Below are 19,982 nucleotides of genomic sequence, written 5' to 3'. Positions count from 1 at the left end.
GTATTTGAGTATAAATAAATTTTAGCAAACGAGTCCAGGGAACCGGGAAATATGTTTGATTTATCTTTGGACTGAAGCTTTCTGTATTTCAAGGAATACAGTAGACGAATAGATAGCTTGAGCATCTGAAAAGAGTTGGAAGAACAAAGGGTTGGGAAGACAATCAAGCGAAATTATGTAATCTAGTCCTTGGGTCAGCTTAAATTATGTTCGTTTTATCGCTACTGTTTATTTTTGCACTAGGCTTAGGATGCCTCAACCTAAAATATTTAAAGGATCGTTAGGTTATTGTCTTTAGTTCCGGCTTGGGAACCGCGTTAAGAAAGTCGGTATAGTAATTGACAGCTTCTCGCATGGCTGCTGTTACATATCTGAGCTTTTAGGGAACGCTAAAATATAACCTCAATGAGGTAAGTCTTTTAGTTTGGTTTCGGTACAGTTTTTGTCTTGCATTAAGGGAATAAAGAGAAGGAGTAACTACCTATGGCAACGAGCATCATGCAGCGTAATAATGTCCAAATGCTGGGTGATGGCAGCCAGACAATTATCTTTGCCCACGGTTTTGGCTCGGATCAGACGGCTTGGCGACATCAGGTAGCAGCCTTCGCGCCTAATTTTCGCATTGTGCTGTTCGACCATGTAGGGGGAGGTAAGTCAGATTTTTCTGCCTATAGTCCGCGCCGCTACAGCAGCTTATACAGCTATGCTGAGGATTTGCTGGATTTATGTGCCGAGTTAAAGTTAACCAAGAGCATCTTGGTGGGGCACTCGGTCAGTGGGATGGTTAGTTTACTGGCAGCATTAGTCGAGCCTGATTGCTTTAGCCAACTGATCTTTCTAGATGCGTCCCCCCGTTATCTCAACGATGACGGATATGTTGGTGGCTTCGAGCAGTCTGACTTAGATACACTCTATGCAGCCATGTCAACCAACTACTATGCTTGGGCTAGCGGTTTTGCGCCGATCGCAATGGCTACTCAGGATAAACCTGAATTGGCAGCGGAGTTTGCTAATACGCTAGCCGCTATCCGTCCAGATATCGCGCAAGCGGTCGCTAAAGTGATTTTCCAGTCTGACCACCGAGATGATTTACCACGATTGAATGTACCGACTGTGATTTTACAGGCAAGCGATGATATTGCGGTACCGCCTGAAGTTGGTCAGTACATGGCAGATAAAATTCCTCAAGGTAAGCTGATGAATATCGCTGCTAGAGGACACTTACCGCATATCAGCGCTCCCGACGTGGTAACGAGTGCAATTGCCCAATGTATCGCCGCTTAAACTTAAATCTTCTTCGATCGCGGTTGCTGCTTTGTCCTCCTGACCGACTACCGACCTTTAGAGCCGTCCTAATCTGGCTAACCCTCTTTTTCGTAGGACTGGGCGTGCTGGATGGATGGAAGCCTATGCAGATGGTCGCCCCAGTCATCTTGACAATATGCACGCTTCTGCCCCTACCAGCGGTGCAAGTTGCACCCGCCGCAGGGCTTTGCATTCTGTTGCTGGGACTGCTGCATGGCGATTGGCGGCTAACCCGCCAGTCACTTGAGCTTGGCAGTGTGGCTGTGTTCGGAACATTTGTAGGCTCTTTTCTGCGGGGAATCGAGTGGCGGTTGGCGTCCCAATCGGTGCTGAGTACTCTTACTAATACCGATACCAGAAATTCTCCCGATATACCGATCCGGCAAGCCCTGATCTTACTGCGGGAGTTTGTTTGTGCCGACGCAGCGATCGCGCTACGCCAACTTGATGATGTCACCGCTGAAGCCTTGGTGTGTATTCCCCAGCAAGCGCTGCCAGATCAACTGACAACGCCCACCTTGTTTGAGAAAGCGATCGCTCAAAATCGCTGTCTCTACTATCCAAACTACCCTGCTACTCCCGGTGCTTCTCATGTCTTGGTCGCTAAAGGGACTCAATCCCTCGCCATCCTTCCATTTCAGTATCCCGGTAGGGGCACGACTTTATCAGCGCCCCATAGCGGTGCAATTTTGCTGATTTGGCATCGCCAGACCAACATCTCCCCACGTCTGCGCCAATTTATTGAGTCGCTACTTGGCGAGTTACGCACCCTTCTACAGTTCAGCGATACCACCTTGCGGCTGGAGAATCTACAAGCCCGCTTCGGTGCCATGTTAGAGACAATCCATCAGGGAGTGGTATTTGTAGATGAAAGTGGGGAGCAAGGGTGGATCAATCAAGCCGCTGCCGAGCAACTGGGACTCACCCCAGGAGCTGTAGAACCCCCCGTGCTAGCTCAGGCGATGGCATTGCTACGCACGAGCGCTGATAATCAACAGGAAATCGTGGCGCAGGCAGCAAAGTTTTTTTCCCAACCTCAAGCAGTCATTCGCAATTGGATCTGGGTGTTCAAAGGCGACACGCCAAAAACCCTGAGTATCTCTAGCACGGCGACGCGGGTACACGACGTGCCCGGTCGCCTCTGGATATTCGATGATATTACCGAGCGATATTTCGCGCAACTGGCACTCGTCGAGCGTACTCAGGAGTTATCCCAGGCGAATTTGGAACTGGAAAAGGCAAAAGCAGCGGCTGAAGCAGCGACTCGCATTAAGAGCCAATTCCTCGCCAATATGAGCCACGAAATCCGCACCCCGATGAATGCAATTATCGGCATGACGGGACTGCTACTCAACACTGAGTTAACTCCTCAGCAGCGAGATTTTGTGGAAACCACCCAAAGCAGTGGCGATGCATTGCTAACGCTAATCAACGACATTCTTGACCTTTCTAAAATTGAGTCAGGCAAGCTGGAATTAGAAAAGCATTCTTTTAATTTGCGAGTTTGTGTTGAAGAAGCCCTCGATTTATTAGCTTTCAAAGCAGCCGAAAAAAATCTGGAATTAGCATATTTAATTCATCCAGGAACCCCACTCTCGATTGTGGGAGATGCCAGCCGGTTGCGCCAAATTTTAGTAAATTTGCTTAGTAATGCGGTCAAGTTTACTCAAACTGGAGAGGTAATTGTATCGGTCAGTGCAAACGAGGCGATCGCTCAGGAAGAATCGGAAATCAGTCACGAGCCAACCCACGCATTGCCCGATTACCAAATCCAATTTGCGGTTAAAGACACCGGCATTGGGATTCCCGCCAACCGGATAGACCGCCTGTTCAAATCTTTCAGTCAAGTCGATGCTTCCACAACTCGCCAGTATGGGGGAACCGGGTTGGGACTCGCGATTAGCAATCATCTGAGCGAAATGATGGGCGGTCAGATGTGGGTCGAGAGTATGGGAGCGATCGCGGGAAATCCTCCTTCTAACTGGCAACCTACAATAAAAAAAGCTCCGGGTGCAAAGAGCAACCCTGAATTTCATTCTCCCCTTCAAGAAGGCGAAAGCGTTGCGGCAAAACCGCTAGGGCCTACATCCCCTGCTACGCTCTCGGTCGCTAACAGCCCTCATCCAGACGTAGGCTCTACTTTTTATTTCACCATTGTTGCGGCATCAGCTCCCAATGTCTCTGCGATCGCTTCTCAAAATCCTCAACCTCAGTTAGATGAAAAGCGGCTCCTAATCGTGGATGATAACGCTACAAATCGCCAAATATTGACGCTACAAGCCCAATCTTGGGGAATGCTGACTTGGGCGGCTGAATCTGGTTTTGAAGCCCTCGACTGGTTGAACTTAGGGGAACCGTTTGATATCGCCATTCTGGATATGCAAATGCCACACATGGATGGTCTGACTTTAGCGGCTAAAATCCGTCAGCTGCCTAACTATGAAAAATTACCCTTAATTGTGTTGACCTCCATCGACAGGCCAGAAAGGAGTCATGATGTCCAAGCCGTCGATTTCGCGGCATTCCTCACCAAACCCGTTAAACAATCCCATCTCTATAATGTCTTGAGCCATATCTTGGGCGAACAGCCGATCCCGGTGAAACCCTCGCGCCCAAATCTACCGGCAATCAATCCCCAACGAGGGGTACAATTTCCCCTGCGGATTCTGTTAGCAGAAGACAATATTGTGAATCAAAAGGTAGCCTTGTATTTACTATCACAGATGGGCTATCGAGCAGATATTGCCAGTAATGGATTAGAAGTGCTAGAAGCTCTACATCGCCAATCCTATGACGTGGTACTGATGGATGTGCAGATGCCAGAAATGGATGGATTGACAGCGACTCGCCGCATCATTGGGGAATGGTTGCCTGCTTCTCGTCCCCGCATCATTGCCATGACAGCGAATGCGATGCAAGGAGATCGAGAAGAATGTCTCAAGGCAGGCATGGATGACTACCTAAGCAAACCGATCCGAACCGAGGAACTCATCCAAGCTTTGAGCAAGTGTCAGCCTTTAAGCGAGGCTGAGAAACCAGGATTGTTAGCGAAGCAGCACGTTAGCGAAGCCAAGAGCGATCGCGCCTTAGTCCAGACTGAGGCAGAAATAGACAGTTTAGTGCAGACTGAGGCAGAAATAGACAGTAGAAGAATTCCCCCCGTCATCCCGTCACCCCCTCACCCCTCTCTTCCGACTCCCCAACTCAGTCCTCAGTCCTCTGTCCTCAGTCCTTCTATCGACAGTGGGAGAATTCCCCCCGTCATCCCGTCACCCCCTCACCCCTCCCTTCCGACTCCCCAACTCAGTCCTCAGCCCTCTGTCCTCAGCACTTCTATTGATGCCAAAGTGTTGCAATCATTTCGCAAAATGGTCGGTGAAGATGCCGAGGCGATTTTAGGAGAGATGATCGATTGCTACCTCGACGATGCGCCAAAACTCTTAGAAGCGATCGCGATCGCAGTTGCCCAAGCAAATGCACCCCAGTTGCAACGCACCGCTCACACCCTCAAGTCAAGCAGTGCCACCCTAGGTGCCACAACCCTCGCCCAACTCTGTAAAGAGTTAGAAATCATGGCTCGGACTGGAAATATTCAAAATGCATTAGACAAATTGCCGCAGCTTGAAGCTGAGTATGAACAAGTTAAGGCGGATTTGCACTCTCAACGCCAGCCAAATTAGCTATGAACACCACCGACGCTAATCAACATACTCCCCTCATCCTCGTCGTAGATGACGACAAATTCATGCGGCTTCAACTTCGCCGAGCGATGGAACAAGCCGGATACGAGGTAGCAGAAGCAAGCGACGGAGAGGAAGGTTTAGCCGCCTACACGCGCCTACACCCAGATATTGTGCTGCTGGATGCCATGATGCCAGTGATGGATGGTTTTACCTGCTGTCATCTATTGCGTACCCTTCCAGAGGGTGATTCTCGTGGAGAGAAGTTTGGCGATTCTCCTACAGCGACGGGAACTGCTGAAAAAAGTCGCCCCCCTAGAGGATCGCGGAACACACCCGTATTGATGATTACGGCTCTTGAAGATCAAGAATCGGTCGATCAAGCATTTGAGGCGGGTGCCATTGATTACATTACCAAGCCGATTCACTGGGCAGTTCTGCGCCAGCGCGTGCGTCGTGTCCTCCAAGCTAGCCAAGCAACAGAGGAATTGCGACAGCAAACTGAGCGGGCACAACTGAGCGAGGAGCGACTAAGGTTAGCCCTAGAAGCTGCCCACATGGGCACCTGGGACTGGAATATCCATAGCGGCAAAGTTGTTTTCTCCGCAACCGCAGAAGCGAATTTTGGTCTGACCCCAGGTTCCTTTGACGGCACCTATCAAAGCTTCCTCACCAAAATCCATCCTCTAGACCTAGAATTAGTCACTCAAGCTTTAGTACGCCCCGTGGAAGAAGGGGCGGACTATGACATCGAATACCGGATTATTTGGTCGGATGGTAGCGTTCATTGGATAGCCAGCAAAGGTCAAGTTTATTACGACCAAACCGGCAAACCCATCCGTGTGAACGGCATCAACATGGACATCACCGAGCGCAAGCACTCGGAACAAAAAATTTGCGAACAAGCGGCTCTACTGGATATCGCCACAGATGCAATTCTGGTTCAAAATCTAGACAACCAAATCTTATTTTGGAACCAAGGTGCGGAACGTCTCTATGGCTGGAAGCAAGAAGAAGCCCTCGGCAATAACACTGCTGAGCTGTTGCATAAGCAAATTTCACTAAAACTTCGAGCCGCCCAAAAAACTCTCATCGAGGAAGGAGAGTGGTATGGGGAGTTGTATCAAATGACCAAATCTGGTCGAGAAATCATTGTTGAAAGTCGCTGGACGCTCGTGCGCGATGAGGCGGAAAACCCAAAAGCAATTCTGATTGTCAACACCAATATAACTGAAAAAAAACAACTAGAAAGGCAGTTTCTCCGCGCTCAGCGCATGGAGAGCTTAGGAACGCTGGCTAGCGGCATTGCCCACGATTTAAACAATGTGCTAGCGCCTATCTTGATGTCAGTTCAACTTCTGCAAATCAAGATTCAGGATCGCCAGAGTCAACAGCTGCTTTCCATCCTCGAAACGAATGCCAAACGTGGAGCTGATTTAGTTAAACAGGTGCTTTCTTTTGCGCGAGGCATGGAAGGCGAACGGACAAATCTCCAAGTCGGGCACCTAATTTACGAGATTGCGAAGATCGCAAATGAAACTTTCCCTAAATCAATCGAGATTCATACGCATATCCAGACAAGAGAGCTGTGGCCTGTTTCTGGCGATGCTACTCAACTACATCAGGTACTGATCAATCTTTGCGTCAATGCTCGTGATGCCATGCCAGATGGCGGGACGTTGAAGATTTCCGCCGACAATACAGTAATTGATGAAAACTATGCCAGGATGAACTCAGGTGCAAAAGTGGGTGCCCATATTGTGATTAGTGTCTCTGATAGTGGAGTGGGAATGCCTACTGAGATGCTTGATAGAATCTTTGAGCCATTTTTCACAACTAAAGAAATTGGCAAAGGTACGGGTCTGGGTCTTTCAACTGTTCTTGGCATCATCAAAAGCCACGGTGGTTTTTTGAATGTATATAGCGAAGTGGGAAAAGGCACAGAATTTAAGATCTACTTGCCAGCAATCGAGGGAGAATTAACATCGCAAGCTCTAAAAAAACCATCTAATCTGTTAACTGGAAACGGCGAGTGTATTCTGGTTGTTGATGACGAAGCTTCAATTTCTCAAGTGACTCAAGCATCTCTAGAAACTTATGGCTATAAAGTTTTAACTGCGAGCGATGGGATTGAGGCAGTCGTACTGTATGCCCAGCATAAAACGGAAATTAGTGTTGTACTCCTCGATATGATGATGCCGTCTATGGACGGGCCAACAACGATTCGCACGCTACAAAAAATTAACCCGCAAGTTAAAATTATTGCGGTTAGCGGACTCTTATCTAACGATAGGGTGAGTGAGCTGGCTCGCGCTGGGGTCACAACCGTTTTGTCAAAACCCTACACTACAGAAGAGTTGTTGAAAGCCTTACATGAGATAATTATCTAATGCAAGACTTAACAGCAACTGCTCAACTGATGCCATACTTCCTCTGCATGACTTCCTGACGACAAACGTGCCAAAAGTAAAATGCGATATTGAGGATTCCCAGTAACTTCGTGCCATCTTCTAGCATTGCCGGAGTACCATTTCCTTTGATGTGCAAGATGTCCACTAAGCCAGAAATGCCAAATAAGATACCCGCAATTATCAGCAATACATAAGGCGTTGATAAAAGTTTGCGCCAGAAGCATAAACCATAAGCGATCGCGCCAGTACCGTATACTAAGTACATCACCCCTTTGGGCACCTTAGCTACATCTCTCAAAATTAAGGTAATCCGAAATAAATCGTCGGCTAATAAAACAAAAATCCCAATCGCAGAACATAAGATAAATAGATTTGCTTTGCGATTGGGAGAAATTATGTTTAGCAAGCTAAAGCTAAACAAACAAACTGTACCTGAAAGGCACCATAACACTTCAGAGACACTCGTTAATAAGCCGTAGTAGGGTCGTCGGATTGAGAAGGGATCTGCAAAAAGAAATTCAATCCCTTGACCTTTTCCCAGAAATTTTGCGTAAACTGACAGCGCCAAAAATACTAATACAGTTCCGCCATTCAAGAAGAGGATCAGGCGATCGGCTTCTATTTGCTTCTTACTTTCTTGCAAGATTTTATTAAATACGTGAAGCTGCATTCTTATTCAAATCAGTTATCACCTATTTAACATAGCTGATAACTGATTGTACCGGCTACAGTTTAAATAGAAGCCGTTCTGTAGGTTACAACTTCTTGAGGCACGGTAGGAGCCTGAGTATTGATTTTTCTGGAATAAGTAACTCTCGCTAAAGAAATCCAAGCGGCAAGCGAAAACATGGCTGGATATGCCATCTTGAGTGCCATTAAGATTTTTCCTTGCTTGAGTCCTACCAAACTCCAATGCAGTTTGAGAAACGCCTTAATTTCCTCAAGTTTCGGAATAGACGAGCGATATTTTTCATGCACTAACGGGTAGATTCTTTCCTTGATTAAGATATTGGTTTCTAACCGTTTTTGCAGTGAAAACTTCTGATTGCATCCACCCGGCCATAATGTCCGGAAGGTAAGGTACTGATTAACAAATGCGGCATCCCCATATTGGGCAATTTTAACCCAAGAGTCGATGTCATCGCAGTTACCATCTAAAGCCGAATCCCAACCGCCTGACTTGATAAAGGCATCTTTTTTGAAAGCAACTTGAACGGGTGTCCCAAAAGGAACCACTTCCATCAACATCCCGTAGTGGATATCCTCTTGTTTCACGTAAAATAGTTTGCCAGGACCGCTCGGCTTGGTGCGGGTAACTTCTTCACCGTTGACATCAACTTGAACGGCTTGACACGAGCAAATCGCTGCTTGAGGACGTTGAGCGATCGCTTTTACCATTTCCCAGACACAGTTGGGTGCCAGATAGTCATCATCATCCAGCGGTTTGATCCAGTCTCCGGTTGCCACGGCAACCCCAGCATTTACGGTAGCGGAGTGACCGCTATTGACTGGGTTGCGGTAGTAAACTACGCGATCGCCCAAGCTGCGGACATATTCTTCGGTACCGTCCGTGGAACAGTCATCTGCTACTACCACTTCGCAGGGCAAAGTTTGCGCGAGCGCTGATTCAATCGCCCGCCGCAGCAGCGGTAAACGATTATAGGTTGTAATTACGATGCTAAATTTCAGCATATAGAGCAGCTCCTGAGCCGTTATAAAGTTATTTGTTATCAGCGCAGCTTTCTACTTAAGCCACAAAAGTCAGGTACTTTTTCAATCCATTAGTTTACTTTTTCAGCCTTTAGGGGGATGAATTAGCCGATTTTACTTACGTAAGTACACTAACATCTACCCGTAGATAGAGAATAGACTTGCAAAATTTATCCGTATAAACACTTATCTTAAGCAATTTTTTTGAAGAAAGCATCAAGATAAGGTGAAGAAAATGTATATCCCGGATAATCTTCTTAAAGTTTTCGTAAAGATATCGGCAACCCGCTATCAATTCATCGGTTTGTATCATTAAATACAAACAAATTTCACAAAAGACGCGATCGCTCGAAAACCCGATTTTACAGTATCAACTATAAACTCACCGTGCTTTTAAGGATGATAACTTCGGCAGGTTTTGGGGAACTCAGTTAAGGAAAGAAGTTTCTATTGCTGTTAGAGACGCTGCCGCCAGTGAGTCGGAGCGATGTCCCATCATCTGCTTTTACAGGCAGCTATAGTGGGAAAAGTGCCAAAGCCTACAGCACGCTGCGCTTACCGCGTAGCGATACTTGTAGGGGTTATCGTCGCCTAACCATCATGAGCGAATTCCCAGATTTTTCCGATTTAGGCTATCAAATCGAAAGAGAGCTAGGGCACAACCCTTGCGGGGGTCGAGTTACTTACCTGGCAAGCCGTACCAATACACAGCAGCGCGTCGTTATCAAGCAATTTCAGTTTGCCCATTCGGGTGCCCGCTGGTCAGACTATCAAGCTTATGAGCAAGAAATTAAGGTGCTACAGCAGCTGAACTCACCCAGCATTCCCCAGTACCTCGATTCCTTTGAAACTCCCACTGGCTTTTGCCTGGTTCAAGAATATAAACCGGCTCCCTGTGTCTCTACATCGCGTCACTTTACCCCAGAGGAAGTCAAGCAAATTGCCATTGCCCTGTTAGAAGTTTTAGTCTACTTACAACAGCAAAATCCCCCGATTATCCATCGAGATATTAAGCCGGAAAATATCTTAGTGGATGAACAATTGAAGGTTTACCTGGTAGATTTTGGCTTGGCTCGCATCGGAGGTGGGGAAGTCGCCGCCAGCAGTACCGTCAAAGGCACGTTGGGATTTATGCCGCCAGAACAGGTGTTCAATCGCCAACTCACCCAAGCATCTGACTTATATAGTCTCGGCGCGACGCTGGTTTGCTTGCTTACCCAAACCAAATCTACGGAAATTGGCAATTTAGTTGATGAAGCTTATCGGATCGATTTTAAGCAGATGGTGCCGCATCTGAGTCGGCAATTTGTAGACTGGCTCTCAAAAATGACGGCACCCAGCCTCAAAAATCGCTTCGAGCGTGCAGCGGATGCCCTAGAAGCTCTGAGGTCGATTGATGTTCGCCGCCGCGTACTCAAGCCAAGTGATATTGTCCGCTATGCCAAGGCATTCGGAACTCTAGACCGTCCCACAAAAACTAAGATTCTTGCCGCTGGATTAGTGTTAACATCCCTGGGGTTTGCCACGGTCAAACACAGACCCAGTTTAGTTAAAGCGGATCTCGTCAGGCAGTTGTTGGAAACTAACCACTGTGACAGATGCGACTTAAGCTATGTTCATCTGAGTCGAGCCGATTTGAGTAACGCCTATCTAACGGGTGCCAACCTTCGAGATGCCTATCTCAGGGGTGCTAACCTCATCGGTGCCGACTTGACGGGTGCCGACCTCAGGAATGCTTACTTGGCAGTTGCCGATTTAACCATTGTTAAGTTCAGGGGTGCCAACCTCGAAGGTGCCGACCTCCAGGATGCTTACTTGGGGAGTGCCGACCTGAGAGGAGTCAAACTCAGGGATGCCAATCTGGAAGCGGCTGACCTTGAGGGTGCCGACTTGACGGGTGCTGACCTCAGGGGAGCGAACCTCAAAGATGCCAACTTAGAGGGTGTCACGATAACCGGAGCCAAGCTGACAAACACCATCATGCCCGATGGCTCGGTTCATCGATAGCTTAATGCAAGTGGTTCCAACGAGCAATCTGGATGATAGCAAAAACAGAGCGATCGCATCCGTTACTTTTGCAGCCATCTGTTATAAAAGACTCACCACCTACATCTATCGATAGGTAGGCTCATGGGTAATTTAGCAGACTTTTCTAGCCAAGGCTATCAAGTAGAACGAGAGCTAGGACAAAATCGCGCCGGGGGTCGAGTCACCTACCTGGCAACGAGTACAAAAACCCAGCAGCACGTTGTGATTAAGCAGTTCCAGTTTGCCCAATCCGGTGCTAGTTGGTCGGATTATGATGCTTACGAGCAAGAAATTCAACTATTGCGCTGTCTGAATCATTCCAGCATTCCCCAGTACCTCGATTCCTTTGAAACTCCCACCGGCTTTTGCCTGGTTCAAGAATATAAACCGGCTCCCTGTGTCTCTACATCGCGTCACTTTACCCCAGAGGAAATTCAGCAAATTGCTGTTTCCCTATTAGAAGTTTTAGTCTACTTACAACAGCAAAATCCCCCGATTATCCATCGAGATATTAAGCCGGAAAATATCTTAGTGGATGAACAATTGAAGGTTTACCTGGTAGATTTTGGCTTGGCTCGCATCGGTGGTGGAGAAGTCGCCGCCAGCAGTACCGTCAAAGGCACGTTGGGATTTATGCCGCCAGAACAGGTGTTTAATCGCCAACTAACCCAAGCATCCGACTTATATAGTCTCGGCGCGACGCTGGTTTGCTTGCTTACCCAAACCAAATCCACTGAAATTGGCAATTTAGTAGATGAAGCTTATCGGATCAATTTTAAGCAGATGGTGCCAAAACTGAATCCACAGTTTATCCGCTGGTTGGAAAAAATGACGGCACCCAACTGTAAAAATCGCTATCCCAATGCTGTCACTGCTCTGGAAGCACTCAAGCCGATTGATGTAGTCCGCCGTGCCACAATTCCCAAGATTCTCCTGCATCCTACAAAACAAGGGGTACTCGCAGCTGTAGCATTGCTAACCCTAAGTTTTGTCACTCTCAACACCGTGATTCGTCTATTCCAAGAACACCAAATCACGCAATTGAGAAAACAGCACCTTCGGCAGTTGCTCAAAACAAAACAGTGTCGAGGATGCGATTTAAGCGGTGCCAACTTAGCTGGAGCAAGTCTGAATGGTGCCGACTTGAGCGAAGCCAAGTTAATAAAAGCGAACCTGAAGGGTGCTGAACTCAGAAATGCAAAGTTGAATCAGGCAAACCTGGCGGGTGTATCCCTCAGCAGTGCTGACCTGAGGGGAGCCAGTTTAGTTGAAGTGCAGTCAAGTTCCGGTCAATCAAGCCGGACTGATTGCGCCGATTTTAAAGATGCTAACCTGAGCCAAGCTAACTTAAGTGAAGCAAATCTGAGATGTGCCTCCCTATACAACGCCAACCTGGGTAGTGCCGAACTCAACGGTGCTGAGTTAACAGGAGTTGACCTGAGGTATGGCAATTTGAGAGGAGCAACTCTAAAACTGGTGCGCCTCAACACTGCCAATCTAGGAAGTGCCAGCCTCACAGATGCTAACTTAAGCGGTGCTGACTTAGGCGGTACCAACTTAAGGAACGCTAACTTAAGTAGTGCCAATCTTAATGATGCAGCTTTAGTGGGTGCAAGCTTATACGGTGCTGACCTCAGTAATGCCAATCTCAGTCATGCCAACCTCAGCACAGGGAATCTGAAGGAGGTCAACCTCAGTGGTGCCAACCTCAGTGGTGCCAATCTCAAAGATGCAAACTTAAGGTTGAGTCAGCTATTCGGTGGCAATTTAATCGGTGTAAACCTAGAGTCGGCTGATTTGAGTTTTGCTAAGCTGAGTGGCACCAACCTCAGCCGCGCCAACCTAAAGTTCGCTAATTTGAGTTATGCCACTTTAACGCAGGCCAATCTGAGGGGTGCCAATCTCAACCAAGGGAATCTGAGTCAGGCGAACCTGAGCCAAGCGAACCTGGAGTATGCTGATCTGAGTTACGCTAACTTAAAACAGACCAACTTGAGCCGTGCCAACTTGAACCAGACCAAGCTGCACCAGACTGACCTGACAAACACAAGAATGCCCGATGGTAGCATTCACAAGTAATCAACATTTAAGTTGACTGAACCCATTACTTAAGCTCTGGATGCGCTGCTACAGAGGGTGGCGGAGTTACCATCTGGTTAATCGTAGAAATCATCTGGTACAAGCGCCCCAAATCCCGTTGGTTGAAGTACAAAACCAGACGAGGCAAATCCAAGGTTTCATCGACTGCTTCTTGGGGTAATGCCTGAGTTTTTTCAATTCTTCCCTTCACCAAGATGTCGCTGAAATCAGCATTCAGCTGTTCAACCGCTGCATCCGATATTTCCGACTTAAGACGCAGAACAAATTTATCCTCAACATAGCGGCTAGAGTGATAAACCCGGTAAAAGCGATTGATCGCTTCACAAGCGACCTCTAAGTTATCTGTAATGGTATACAGGTTTGGATCGTCATGACTCACTAAACCGGGTTCGACTAAATGCTTGCGAACATAAGCATCCCAGGACGACCAGTAATCGCCGCCAGGACGGTCAATTAAGACCATCGGCACAGGACCATATCTTCCCGTCTGGCAAAGCGTCAAACACTCCAAGGCTTCATCCTGCGTGCCAAAGCCACCGGGAAAGAGAGCGATCGCATCGCTTTCTCGCAGGAAAAACAGCTTCCGGGTGAAAAAATACTTAAAAGGAATCAGCTTGGGGTCGCCTTCAATAAACGGGTTTGCTCCCTGCTCAAAAGGTAGCTGAATATTCAAACCAAACGATTTTTCAGCTCCCGCGCCTTCGTTTCCCGCCTGCATAATCCCCCCACCGGCACCCGTCATCACCATATAACCGAGCTGGGTGACACGGCGAGCAAACTCAACCGCCATGAGGTATTCGGGACTATCAGACGCAAGGCGAGCCGAACCAAAAATCGTTACTTTGCGGACGTGTCGATAAGGATAAAAAACTTGAAATGCCCGCTCCATATCTTGCATAGAAGCGCTCAAGATTTTCCAGTCCAGCCGGTCGATTTCCTCCCCAGCCAGTCGCACCAGCACTGACAGCGCCCGTTGTATCCATTTTCCGTGTTTCAGGTTCGGTAGCTGGTGAATTAGATCGGCTACGTCTGATTGCAGTGACTCAAGGGCATTAGAAGGAGGAGTGATGGTCATAATTTATGCAAGCACCAGCGGCACTCTATTCTAACGGGATTCGCCCCAGCATCGCCGCTACTGGTATCATCCTATACGATTTTCTCCCCAACCGGCTTTCAGCGCCTGTCTAACAGAAAGGTTGAAGCTTCCATTAAGGGGGCGGAACTCCTCAAAAAAACCCGTTTTCTACAAGAAAACGGGTTTTTTCAGATCGTGCATATCTTTCGTTATTTAAAACAACCTACTGAATAGTTCAAGAAGGCGAGTAAAAAAGACAAATGACAAGCAGAACTGTCAACTCAACTTAGAGAGTCTGGGTTGATAAGCAGCGATTTCCCGCAAAAATAGGTAACTATGCTGACGGTTTATCCATTCTTGCTGGGAAAAAGTTGGTTAGAGATACTTTTCCAAAGTATTTGCCAAAGTGGTTTTGGGAACCGCTCCCACCACCATATCCACCCGTTGACCGCCTTTAAAAATCATGAGCGTGGGAATGCTGCGAATCCCATACTGGCTGGCAACGTTAGGGTTTTCATCGGTATTGAGTTTGACTACTTTTACTTGACCGTCGTACTGCTGGGCAATTTCATCCACCACAGGCGCAACCATCCGGCAAGGTCCGCACCAGGGTGCCCAGAAATCTACTAGAACGGGAACTTCACTGTCAAGTACTTCTTGTTTAAACGAAGCGTCTGTAACTTGTGCGGCTGATGACATGCCTAGAAATCCTTAAGCGTAACAGTTTCTAATTTTTAGCAAATTCTACCATAGGCAAAACAGACATTTTCTGACTCAAAAGGTATACATTTAGACATAATTGACGAGTCAGTGGGTTTGACTGCTGGCTGGCTGGCGGTGATTTTAACCCCAGAAAAGGAACCGCCCGAACAGTAGTCCGGGCGGAGTGTGGTGTGAGGAGTGAACGGAAACATTCGTCTCCGCTTTCTCTATTCTAAGCGACAGCTTTAGATTTTCCAGCCCTCTAAGCAGGAGTCCGGAATTTCTTAAGGAACGCAAATGAGTCAGTGAGTTTATTTACCCATTCCCAACTGCTGTGCTTTCTGGTAGACCTTCCCTTCGGTCAGCAAAGAGGGTGCGATAACGACTTCAACTTGCTGCATCTCCTTGATATCTTTGGCTCCCAGCGTGCCCATACTGGTTCTCAAGGCTCCCAGCAGGTTATGGGTGCCATCATCCAGACCAGCGGGGCCGCGCAGGATTTGTTCGCACGTTCCCGTCGTGCCGACGCGAATGCGTGTACCACGAGGGAGAACGGGGCTAGGTGTTGCCATCCCCCAATGATACCCCCGTCCGGGTGCTTCTTTGGCTCTGGCAAACGGAGAACCAATCATCACGCCGTCAGCACCGCAGGCAAGCGACTTGCAGATATCGCCGCCAGTGATTAAACCGCCATCGGCAATCACGGGGACATAGTTGCCGGTTTCGTGGAAATAGTCATCGCGAGCGGCTGCACAGTCGGCAACCGCGGTTGCTTGGGGAATCCCTACTCCCAAAACGCCGCGAGAGGTACAAGCGGCACCGGGACCAATCCCCACCAGCACGCCAGCGGCACCCGCCTTCATTAAGTTCAGCGTCACGTCGTAGGTGACGCAGTTCCCTAAAATGACCGGGATGGGCATTTCTTGACAGAAGTGAGCCAAATCCAGGGGGGTCACTGACTCAGGCGAGAGGTGAGCGGTGGAAACCACCGTCGCTTGCACAAAGAACAAGTCTGCACCCGCTTTTGCCACCGCTGCGCCGTACTTTGTCGCTCCCGCTGGTGTGGCGCTGACGGCTGCGATGCCGCCTTGTTGCTTAATTTCTTGAATCCGTCGTTCGATTAATTCTTCCTTAACGGGTTCTGCATAGAGTTCTTGCATCAGCGCGACAAACTCTTCTTTGCCCACAGAGGCGATGCGATCTAAAATCGGCTCTGGGTTTTCATAGCGAGTTTGAATTCCTTCTAAGTTGAGGACGCCTAATGCCCCCAGTTGAGAGAGTAAAACTGCCATGCGGACATCTACTACCCCATCCATCGCACTGGCAATAATCGGTATTTCTCGCTCGATGCCGCCGATGCGCCAGCGGGTATCTGCCAAACTGGGGTCTAGTGTCCGATTTCCAGGCACTAGCGCGATTTCATCGATGCCATAAGCTCGGCGAGCTGTCTTACCCCGCCCAATTTGAATGTCCACTCTTAACTTCCCGTTCCCAAGACTATTTAAGTTAGAGTATCAAATTCAATGGAGAATTTGTTTGGGGCGGGTGGTTAAGTTGGGTTGGGCGATCGCATCCTTGGTTGAGTCTAGTGGGATTATGGAGCGATCGCTTCTTTGTTTCAGGTTCAGTGATTTCTCGTGTTTATTTTCATCCTCATCATTTTCGTTGTTGTTGAGCATCTGGGACAGGTAGCCGAGAATCGCTGCACCTGTGGCAATCCCGCAGATACACTGCTGACTCAACGGGGAGAAGAGGTAACGGAGATGAGCGCAAAAATGCAAATGGAATGCTAAATCGCTTGGTGCAAAAGCTACGAAATCACCATTACTTTGTGTAGAGGGATGCCCTAGAACTACTGGTGCAAGGGAAAGGGGCATGAAGTTTGCAAAAGCGCGAACTGACAAGTCAGCGCTTCGCTATCGCATTCTCAAAAAAGCGCTCAGCACCGATTATTTTGTACAAAGTTCACATCATTAATGCGCCGCAGTATTTTGCCATCCTTACCCAGTACCCGCATTTGGCAAGAATGATTAGCGCCTGGTGATATGAGGACAAAAACACCGTTAGTGGCTTCGTCGCGCAGAATCTTCCCGTTATCAAAGGTGATTTCAACAGCAGCAACTTCCGGCGAGAGTACCTTACCGTAAGTGAGGGCGTAAGTCTCACCAGTTTTATCGTTCGAGTAGTTGCCGCTTCCATACCACACCAGCTGCTCTGGTGGTAACGGTGGGCGATCCAGAAAGAATTCAGCGCTGTCATTACCGATCTGTTCCCAGCCACTTTCTTTACGCACAAGCACGCTGTGACCCAATATCTGTGGCGACGCTTGCTGGCGATCGCTGCTGGGGCAGATGGCGCTATAGAGTACCACTACACCCTGCGACCATTGACGGGTACCCAGTACGCGAAAGTCTTGAGCTTGGGTTGTGGGAGAAGGGCAGAGGTTGTTTTGGCGTATAACTTGTTCTGGGGTAGCTGCCACACGCTCAGAACTACAGCTAGAGGCGAAAAGCGCCAACAACCCGATTAGGGGGAGGATTAACCGTCTCATTGTCGTGTGGCTGGATTCGCCTGGGTAAAATTCCCTTCAAACTTGGCTCAGCCGTTCGTGAGTGGCATCTTCCCAAAGTAGAGTGCATATGCCAATCCTTCTCGGACAAGAAGACCTAAACGCCTTCCCAATTACGGAAAAGAGACGCGATATATCGCGTCTCTACAGGAGAGGGGTTGGAAAGACGGGTTAACTGCTTTGCATACCGTCTTGGTTGTTATTTTGGCTTGGCTTTTCTACTGAGGAAATCATAGCGGTAAGGGCTTCTGGCGGGATACTGCCATTGTTGCTACGAACCAGATTACTAACTTGACCAATTAATGAGCCTAATTTGCCATCTTCAAGCAAGGTGTTAATTAAGGCTAAACCGCTGGTGGATAGTAACATTTTGTTGATGTCACCGGCACCGTTGCCGTTGCTGCCATTTGCGCCGGGGAAGGAGTAAATTCGGGCATCGCCGATCACTCCTGGTTGAGGTCCCAATGCCTTGACAATTTCTGGCAGTTTATCTGCTAAATCGGGCCAAATTGTGGTAATAATCTTGGCTGTGAGGTTAGCATCGCTAATTGTATTTTGGGCAGAAATTTGGGCTTGAATCCCTTCAGCCTCGGCTAAAGCTTTGTCACGGTTAGCATCGGCTAGGGTGCGAATTGCTTCCGCTTCTAGTTCCGCTGCTTGTTGGGCAATTTCCGCTTGCCGCTTGCGCCGGAAAGCGTCAATCTCGACAACGTTGCGATCGCTAATACTCTTCTCTTGGGCTTCTCGTTCGGCGGCAATAATTGAAAGCTGTTTATCCCGTTCGGCTTTTTCAATCGCGCTTGCAGTCGTTACAGATGCCTCTGCTCTCGCTTGTTGTGCTTCGGCGACAAAGCTTTCGCGTTTTTTGTTGGCGACTGCGATCGCTACCTCTTCTTGGGCAATTCTTGACAGTTTTTCAGACTCCGCTACCTGCACTTGCGCTTGCAATTTCGAGGATTCTACTGTCTGTAGACGAATAATTTCCGCCATTTCTGCTTCTTGTTTTTGCAGTGTTTGCGCCACTTTGAGTTGTTTATTGCGTTCCTCTAGGGAAATATCCGCCTCAATTTGGCTTTGTTGTACTGCCAGTTTTTTGTTAATTTCTTCCTCCTGAATGATGCGTTGACGGGTTATTTCCGCAACTTCCGCTTCTTGTTTTTGCAGTGCTTGCGCCACCTTGAGTTGTTTATTGCGTTCCTCTAGGGAAATATCTGCCTCAATTTGGCTTTGTTGCACCCCCAATTTCTTGCGAATTTCTTCTTCTTCAACGGATTTAAGCTGCAAAATCTTGGTACGCTGCACGGTTGCAGCTTCTCTGTCTTTCGATTCTTGTATTTCCCGCTGTTTTTGAGCTTTGAGTGCTTCTACTTGTAACTGTTGCTCTTGTTTGGCGTTTTCTTTTTCTTGCTCGATTTGGAGCGATCGCTTTTGGGCATCCAGTTCTTTCTGCTCAATGGTAACTTGAGTCGTTAATTCAACTTCTCGTTTTTGTTGAATCGAGCGTTGAATTGTTTCAGTCCGCAGTCGCACGCCTTGAGCATCGAAGAAGTTATTCGTATCGTAGGTATCGCTTTCTTCAATTTCTGAAATGGCAATATTGTTCAGCGTCAAACCTACTTTTTTCAAATCTTGCTGAACTAAATTTAAAACAGCATCAGCAAAACCAATCTTGTCTGAATCAATTTCGGCTAGACTCTTATTTTTTGCTGCTGCCCGAATCGCATCGTCCGCCCGTTTTTCTAGGGCATCTTTAATATCTTCCGGCGTAATTTTTCCTGCTCTAGACAGCCTAGCCGCCGCTGTTAAAACATCTTGTTCGTCGGCATTAATGCAGACATAGAATGTTACCCGCATATTTGCCCGGAGGTAATCTTGGGTACGAACTGCCAGCTTCCCAGTGCGCTCAACGTCAATCGAAATTTCTCGCAAAGGGACGCGGGTAAGCTGATGAAATCCAGGTAAGACAACACAACCACCATACAGAATGACGGATTTACTTTTAATGAAAACACCGCCAGTTCTCACAAAAGCTTCGTTGTTGGGTGTAACAACATAAACTCGCGTATACGCCCAGATGCTAAATAACAGTAATAAAACCAAAGCACCAATAATTCCAGGGAAGATAATTCCACTTCCCAGTTGGGCAATCGTTGGTTGTATTGGGGCTGGAAGAGTCTGAGCGATTAAAGTAGACTCATTTTCGGGTAAACTCGCCTCGGTTTGCCATTGTTGTTCCGAGAGTTCAGATGTGGTAGCAATTGGTAATGATTGGATGAAGGTAAGCCAAAATAGCATAATTTTGAAGAAATTGGTTGTTAGCTGTTAGTTTCTCTAGCAATTGAAAGTTGCGGCTATACAGATGAAACCTATCTACCTAGGCAAGTTGAAATTCTAAATTCAGG

Annotated in this window: 13 protein-coding genes; 5 read left to right on the top strand and 8 right to left on the bottom strand. The window is 47.8% G+C overall.

Going from position 1 to position 19,982, the window contains the following annotated elements; translation table 11 throughout:
• The first annotated feature begins 483 nt into the window (after positions 1 to 483).
• Genes NDI33_RS00155 through NDI33_RS00145 form a run of 3 tightly spaced genes read left to right on the top strand, consistent with a single transcriptional unit; the run spans position 484 to position 7,375 of the window.
• Entirely contained in the window at positions 484 to 1,284 is an 801-nt protein-coding gene (locus NDI33_RS00155) for an alpha/beta hydrolase (RefSeq protein WP_190412211.1), read from the top strand.
• Entirely contained in the window at positions 1,269 to 4,985 is a 3,717-nt protein-coding gene (locus NDI33_RS00150) for a response regulator (RefSeq protein WP_242033248.1), read from the top strand. The genes NDI33_RS00155 and NDI33_RS00150 overlap by 16 nt, the downstream gene beginning before the upstream one ends.
• A gap of 2 nt (positions 4,986 to 4,987) precedes the next feature.
• Positions 4,988 to 7,375: a response regulator gene (locus NDI33_RS00145; protein ID WP_190412212.1), complete on the top strand. Its 2,388-nt coding sequence runs from the start codon at positions 4,988 to 4,990 to the stop codon at positions 7,373 to 7,375.
• Between the two features lie 22 nt (positions 7,376 to 7,397).
• On the opposite strand, the gene NDI33_RS00140 is transcribed toward NDI33_RS00145, so the two are convergent.
• Both NDI33_RS00140 and NDI33_RS00135 read right to left on the bottom strand, forming a co-directional pair.
• Complete coding sequence (locus NDI33_RS00140) at positions 7,398 to 8,066, bottom strand: hypothetical protein (protein ID WP_190412213.1); 669 nt, start codon at positions 8,064 to 8,066, stop codon at positions 7,398 to 7,400.
• A 62-nt stretch (positions 8,067 to 8,128) separates the two neighbouring features.
• On the bottom strand, positions 8,129 to 9,085 hold the full coding sequence (locus NDI33_RS00135) for a glycosyltransferase (protein WP_190412290.1): 957 nt from the start codon (positions 9,083 to 9,085) through the stop codon (positions 8,129 to 8,131).
• Positions 9,086 to 9,556: 471 nt separating this feature from the next.
• Between NDI33_RS00135 and NDI33_RS00130 the strand changes: the two genes are divergently transcribed.
• Positions 9,557 to 11,113 carry a serine/threonine-protein kinase gene (locus tag NDI33_RS00130; RefSeq protein WP_242033247.1) on the top strand — a complete coding sequence of 519 codons (1,557 nt, stop codon included), beginning with the start codon at positions 9,557 to 9,559 and terminating at the stop codon, positions 11,111 to 11,113.
• Between the two features lie 123 nt (positions 11,114 to 11,236).
• Positions 11,237 to 13,213, top strand: coding sequence for a serine/threonine-protein kinase (locus NDI33_RS00125; protein WP_190678043.1), 1,977 nt, complete (start codon positions 11,237 to 11,239; stop codon positions 13,211 to 13,213).
• Positions 13,214 to 13,238: 25 nt separating this feature from the next.
• Here the strand turns inward: NDI33_RS00125 and NDI33_RS00120 are convergent, their stop codons facing one another.
• The 6 genes from NDI33_RS00120 to NDI33_RS00095 form a co-directional block, all read right to left on the bottom strand.
• Positions 13,239 to 14,309 (bottom strand): LOG family protein, encoded by a 1,071-nt coding sequence (locus NDI33_RS00120; protein WP_190678040.1) that lies wholly within the window; start codon positions 14,307 to 14,309, stop codon positions 13,239 to 13,241.
• Between the two features lie 375 nt (positions 14,310 to 14,684).
• Positions 14,685 to 15,008 carry a thioredoxin gene (gene trxA, locus NDI33_RS00115; RefSeq protein WP_190412216.1) on the bottom strand — a complete coding sequence of 108 codons (324 nt, stop codon included), beginning with the start codon at positions 15,006 to 15,008 and terminating at the stop codon, positions 14,685 to 14,687.
• A 314-nt stretch (positions 15,009 to 15,322) separates the two neighbouring features.
• Complete coding sequence (locus NDI33_RS00110; protein WP_190412217.1) at positions 15,323 to 16,486, bottom strand: GuaB3 family IMP dehydrogenase-related protein; 1,164 nt, start codon at positions 16,484 to 16,486, stop codon at positions 15,323 to 15,325.
• A gap of 45 nt (positions 16,487 to 16,531) precedes the next feature.
• Complete coding sequence (locus NDI33_RS00105) at positions 16,532 to 16,888, bottom strand: hypothetical protein (protein ID WP_190678037.1); 357 nt, start codon at positions 16,886 to 16,888, stop codon at positions 16,532 to 16,534.
• Between the two features lie 62 nt (positions 16,889 to 16,950).
• Positions 16,951 to 17,562: a hypothetical protein gene (locus NDI33_RS00100; RefSeq protein ID WP_190678034.1), complete on the bottom strand. Its 612-nt coding sequence runs from the start codon at positions 17,560 to 17,562 to the stop codon at positions 16,951 to 16,953.
• 189 nt (positions 17,563 to 17,751) lie between these two features.
• Positions 17,752 to 19,875: an SPFH domain-containing protein gene (locus NDI33_RS00095; protein ID WP_190678031.1), complete on the bottom strand. Its 2,124-nt coding sequence runs from the start codon at positions 19,873 to 19,875 to the stop codon at positions 17,752 to 17,754.
• Positions 19,876 to 19,982 lie beyond the last annotated feature (107 nt).

This window comes from Trichocoleus sp. DQ-A1, assembly GCF_039961955.1.
Lineage (GTDB): Bacteria > Cyanobacteriota > Cyanobacteriia > Cyanobacteriales > FACHB-T130 > FACHB-T130.
This window is presented reverse-complemented; position numbering and strand designations above follow the sequence as displayed.

Excerpts from the sequence above, each read along its gene's own strand:
- NDI33_RS00125 (WP_190678043.1), top strand. The coding sequence starts at position 11,237 with ATGGGTAATTTAGCAGACTTTTCTAGCCAAGGCTATCAAGTAGAACGA.
- NDI33_RS00095 (WP_190678031.1), bottom strand. The coding sequence starts at position 19,875 with ATGCTATTTTGGCTTACCTTCATCCAATCATTACCAATTGCTACCACA.
- NDI33_RS00105 (WP_190678037.1), bottom strand. The coding sequence starts at position 16,888 with ATGCCCCTTTCCCTTGCACCAGTAGTTCTAGGGCATCCCTCTACACAA.
- NDI33_RS00100 (WP_190678034.1), bottom strand. The coding sequence starts at position 17,562 with ATGAGACGGTTAATCCTCCCCCTAATCGGGTTGTTGGCGCTTTTCGCC.
- trxA (WP_190412216.1), bottom strand. The coding sequence starts at position 15,008 with ATGTCATCAGCCGCACAAGTTACAGACGCTTCGTTTAAACAAGAAGTA.
- NDI33_RS00145 (WP_190412212.1), top strand. The coding sequence starts at position 4,988 with ATGAACACCACCGACGCTAATCAACATACTCCCCTCATCCTCGTCGTA.
- NDI33_RS00155 (WP_190412211.1), top strand. The coding sequence starts at position 484 with ATGGCAACGAGCATCATGCAGCGTAATAATGTCCAAATGCTGGGTGAT.
- NDI33_RS00140 (WP_190412213.1), bottom strand. The coding sequence starts at position 8,066 with ATGCAGCTTCACGTATTTAATAAAATCTTGCAAGAAAGTAAGAAGCAA.
- NDI33_RS00120 (WP_190678040.1), bottom strand. The coding sequence starts at position 14,309 with ATGACCATCACTCCTCCTTCTAATGCCCTTGAGTCACTGCAATCAGAC.
- NDI33_RS00150 (WP_242033248.1), top strand. The coding sequence starts at position 1,269 with ATGTATCGCCGCTTAAACTTAAATCTTCTTCGATCGCGGTTGCTGCTT.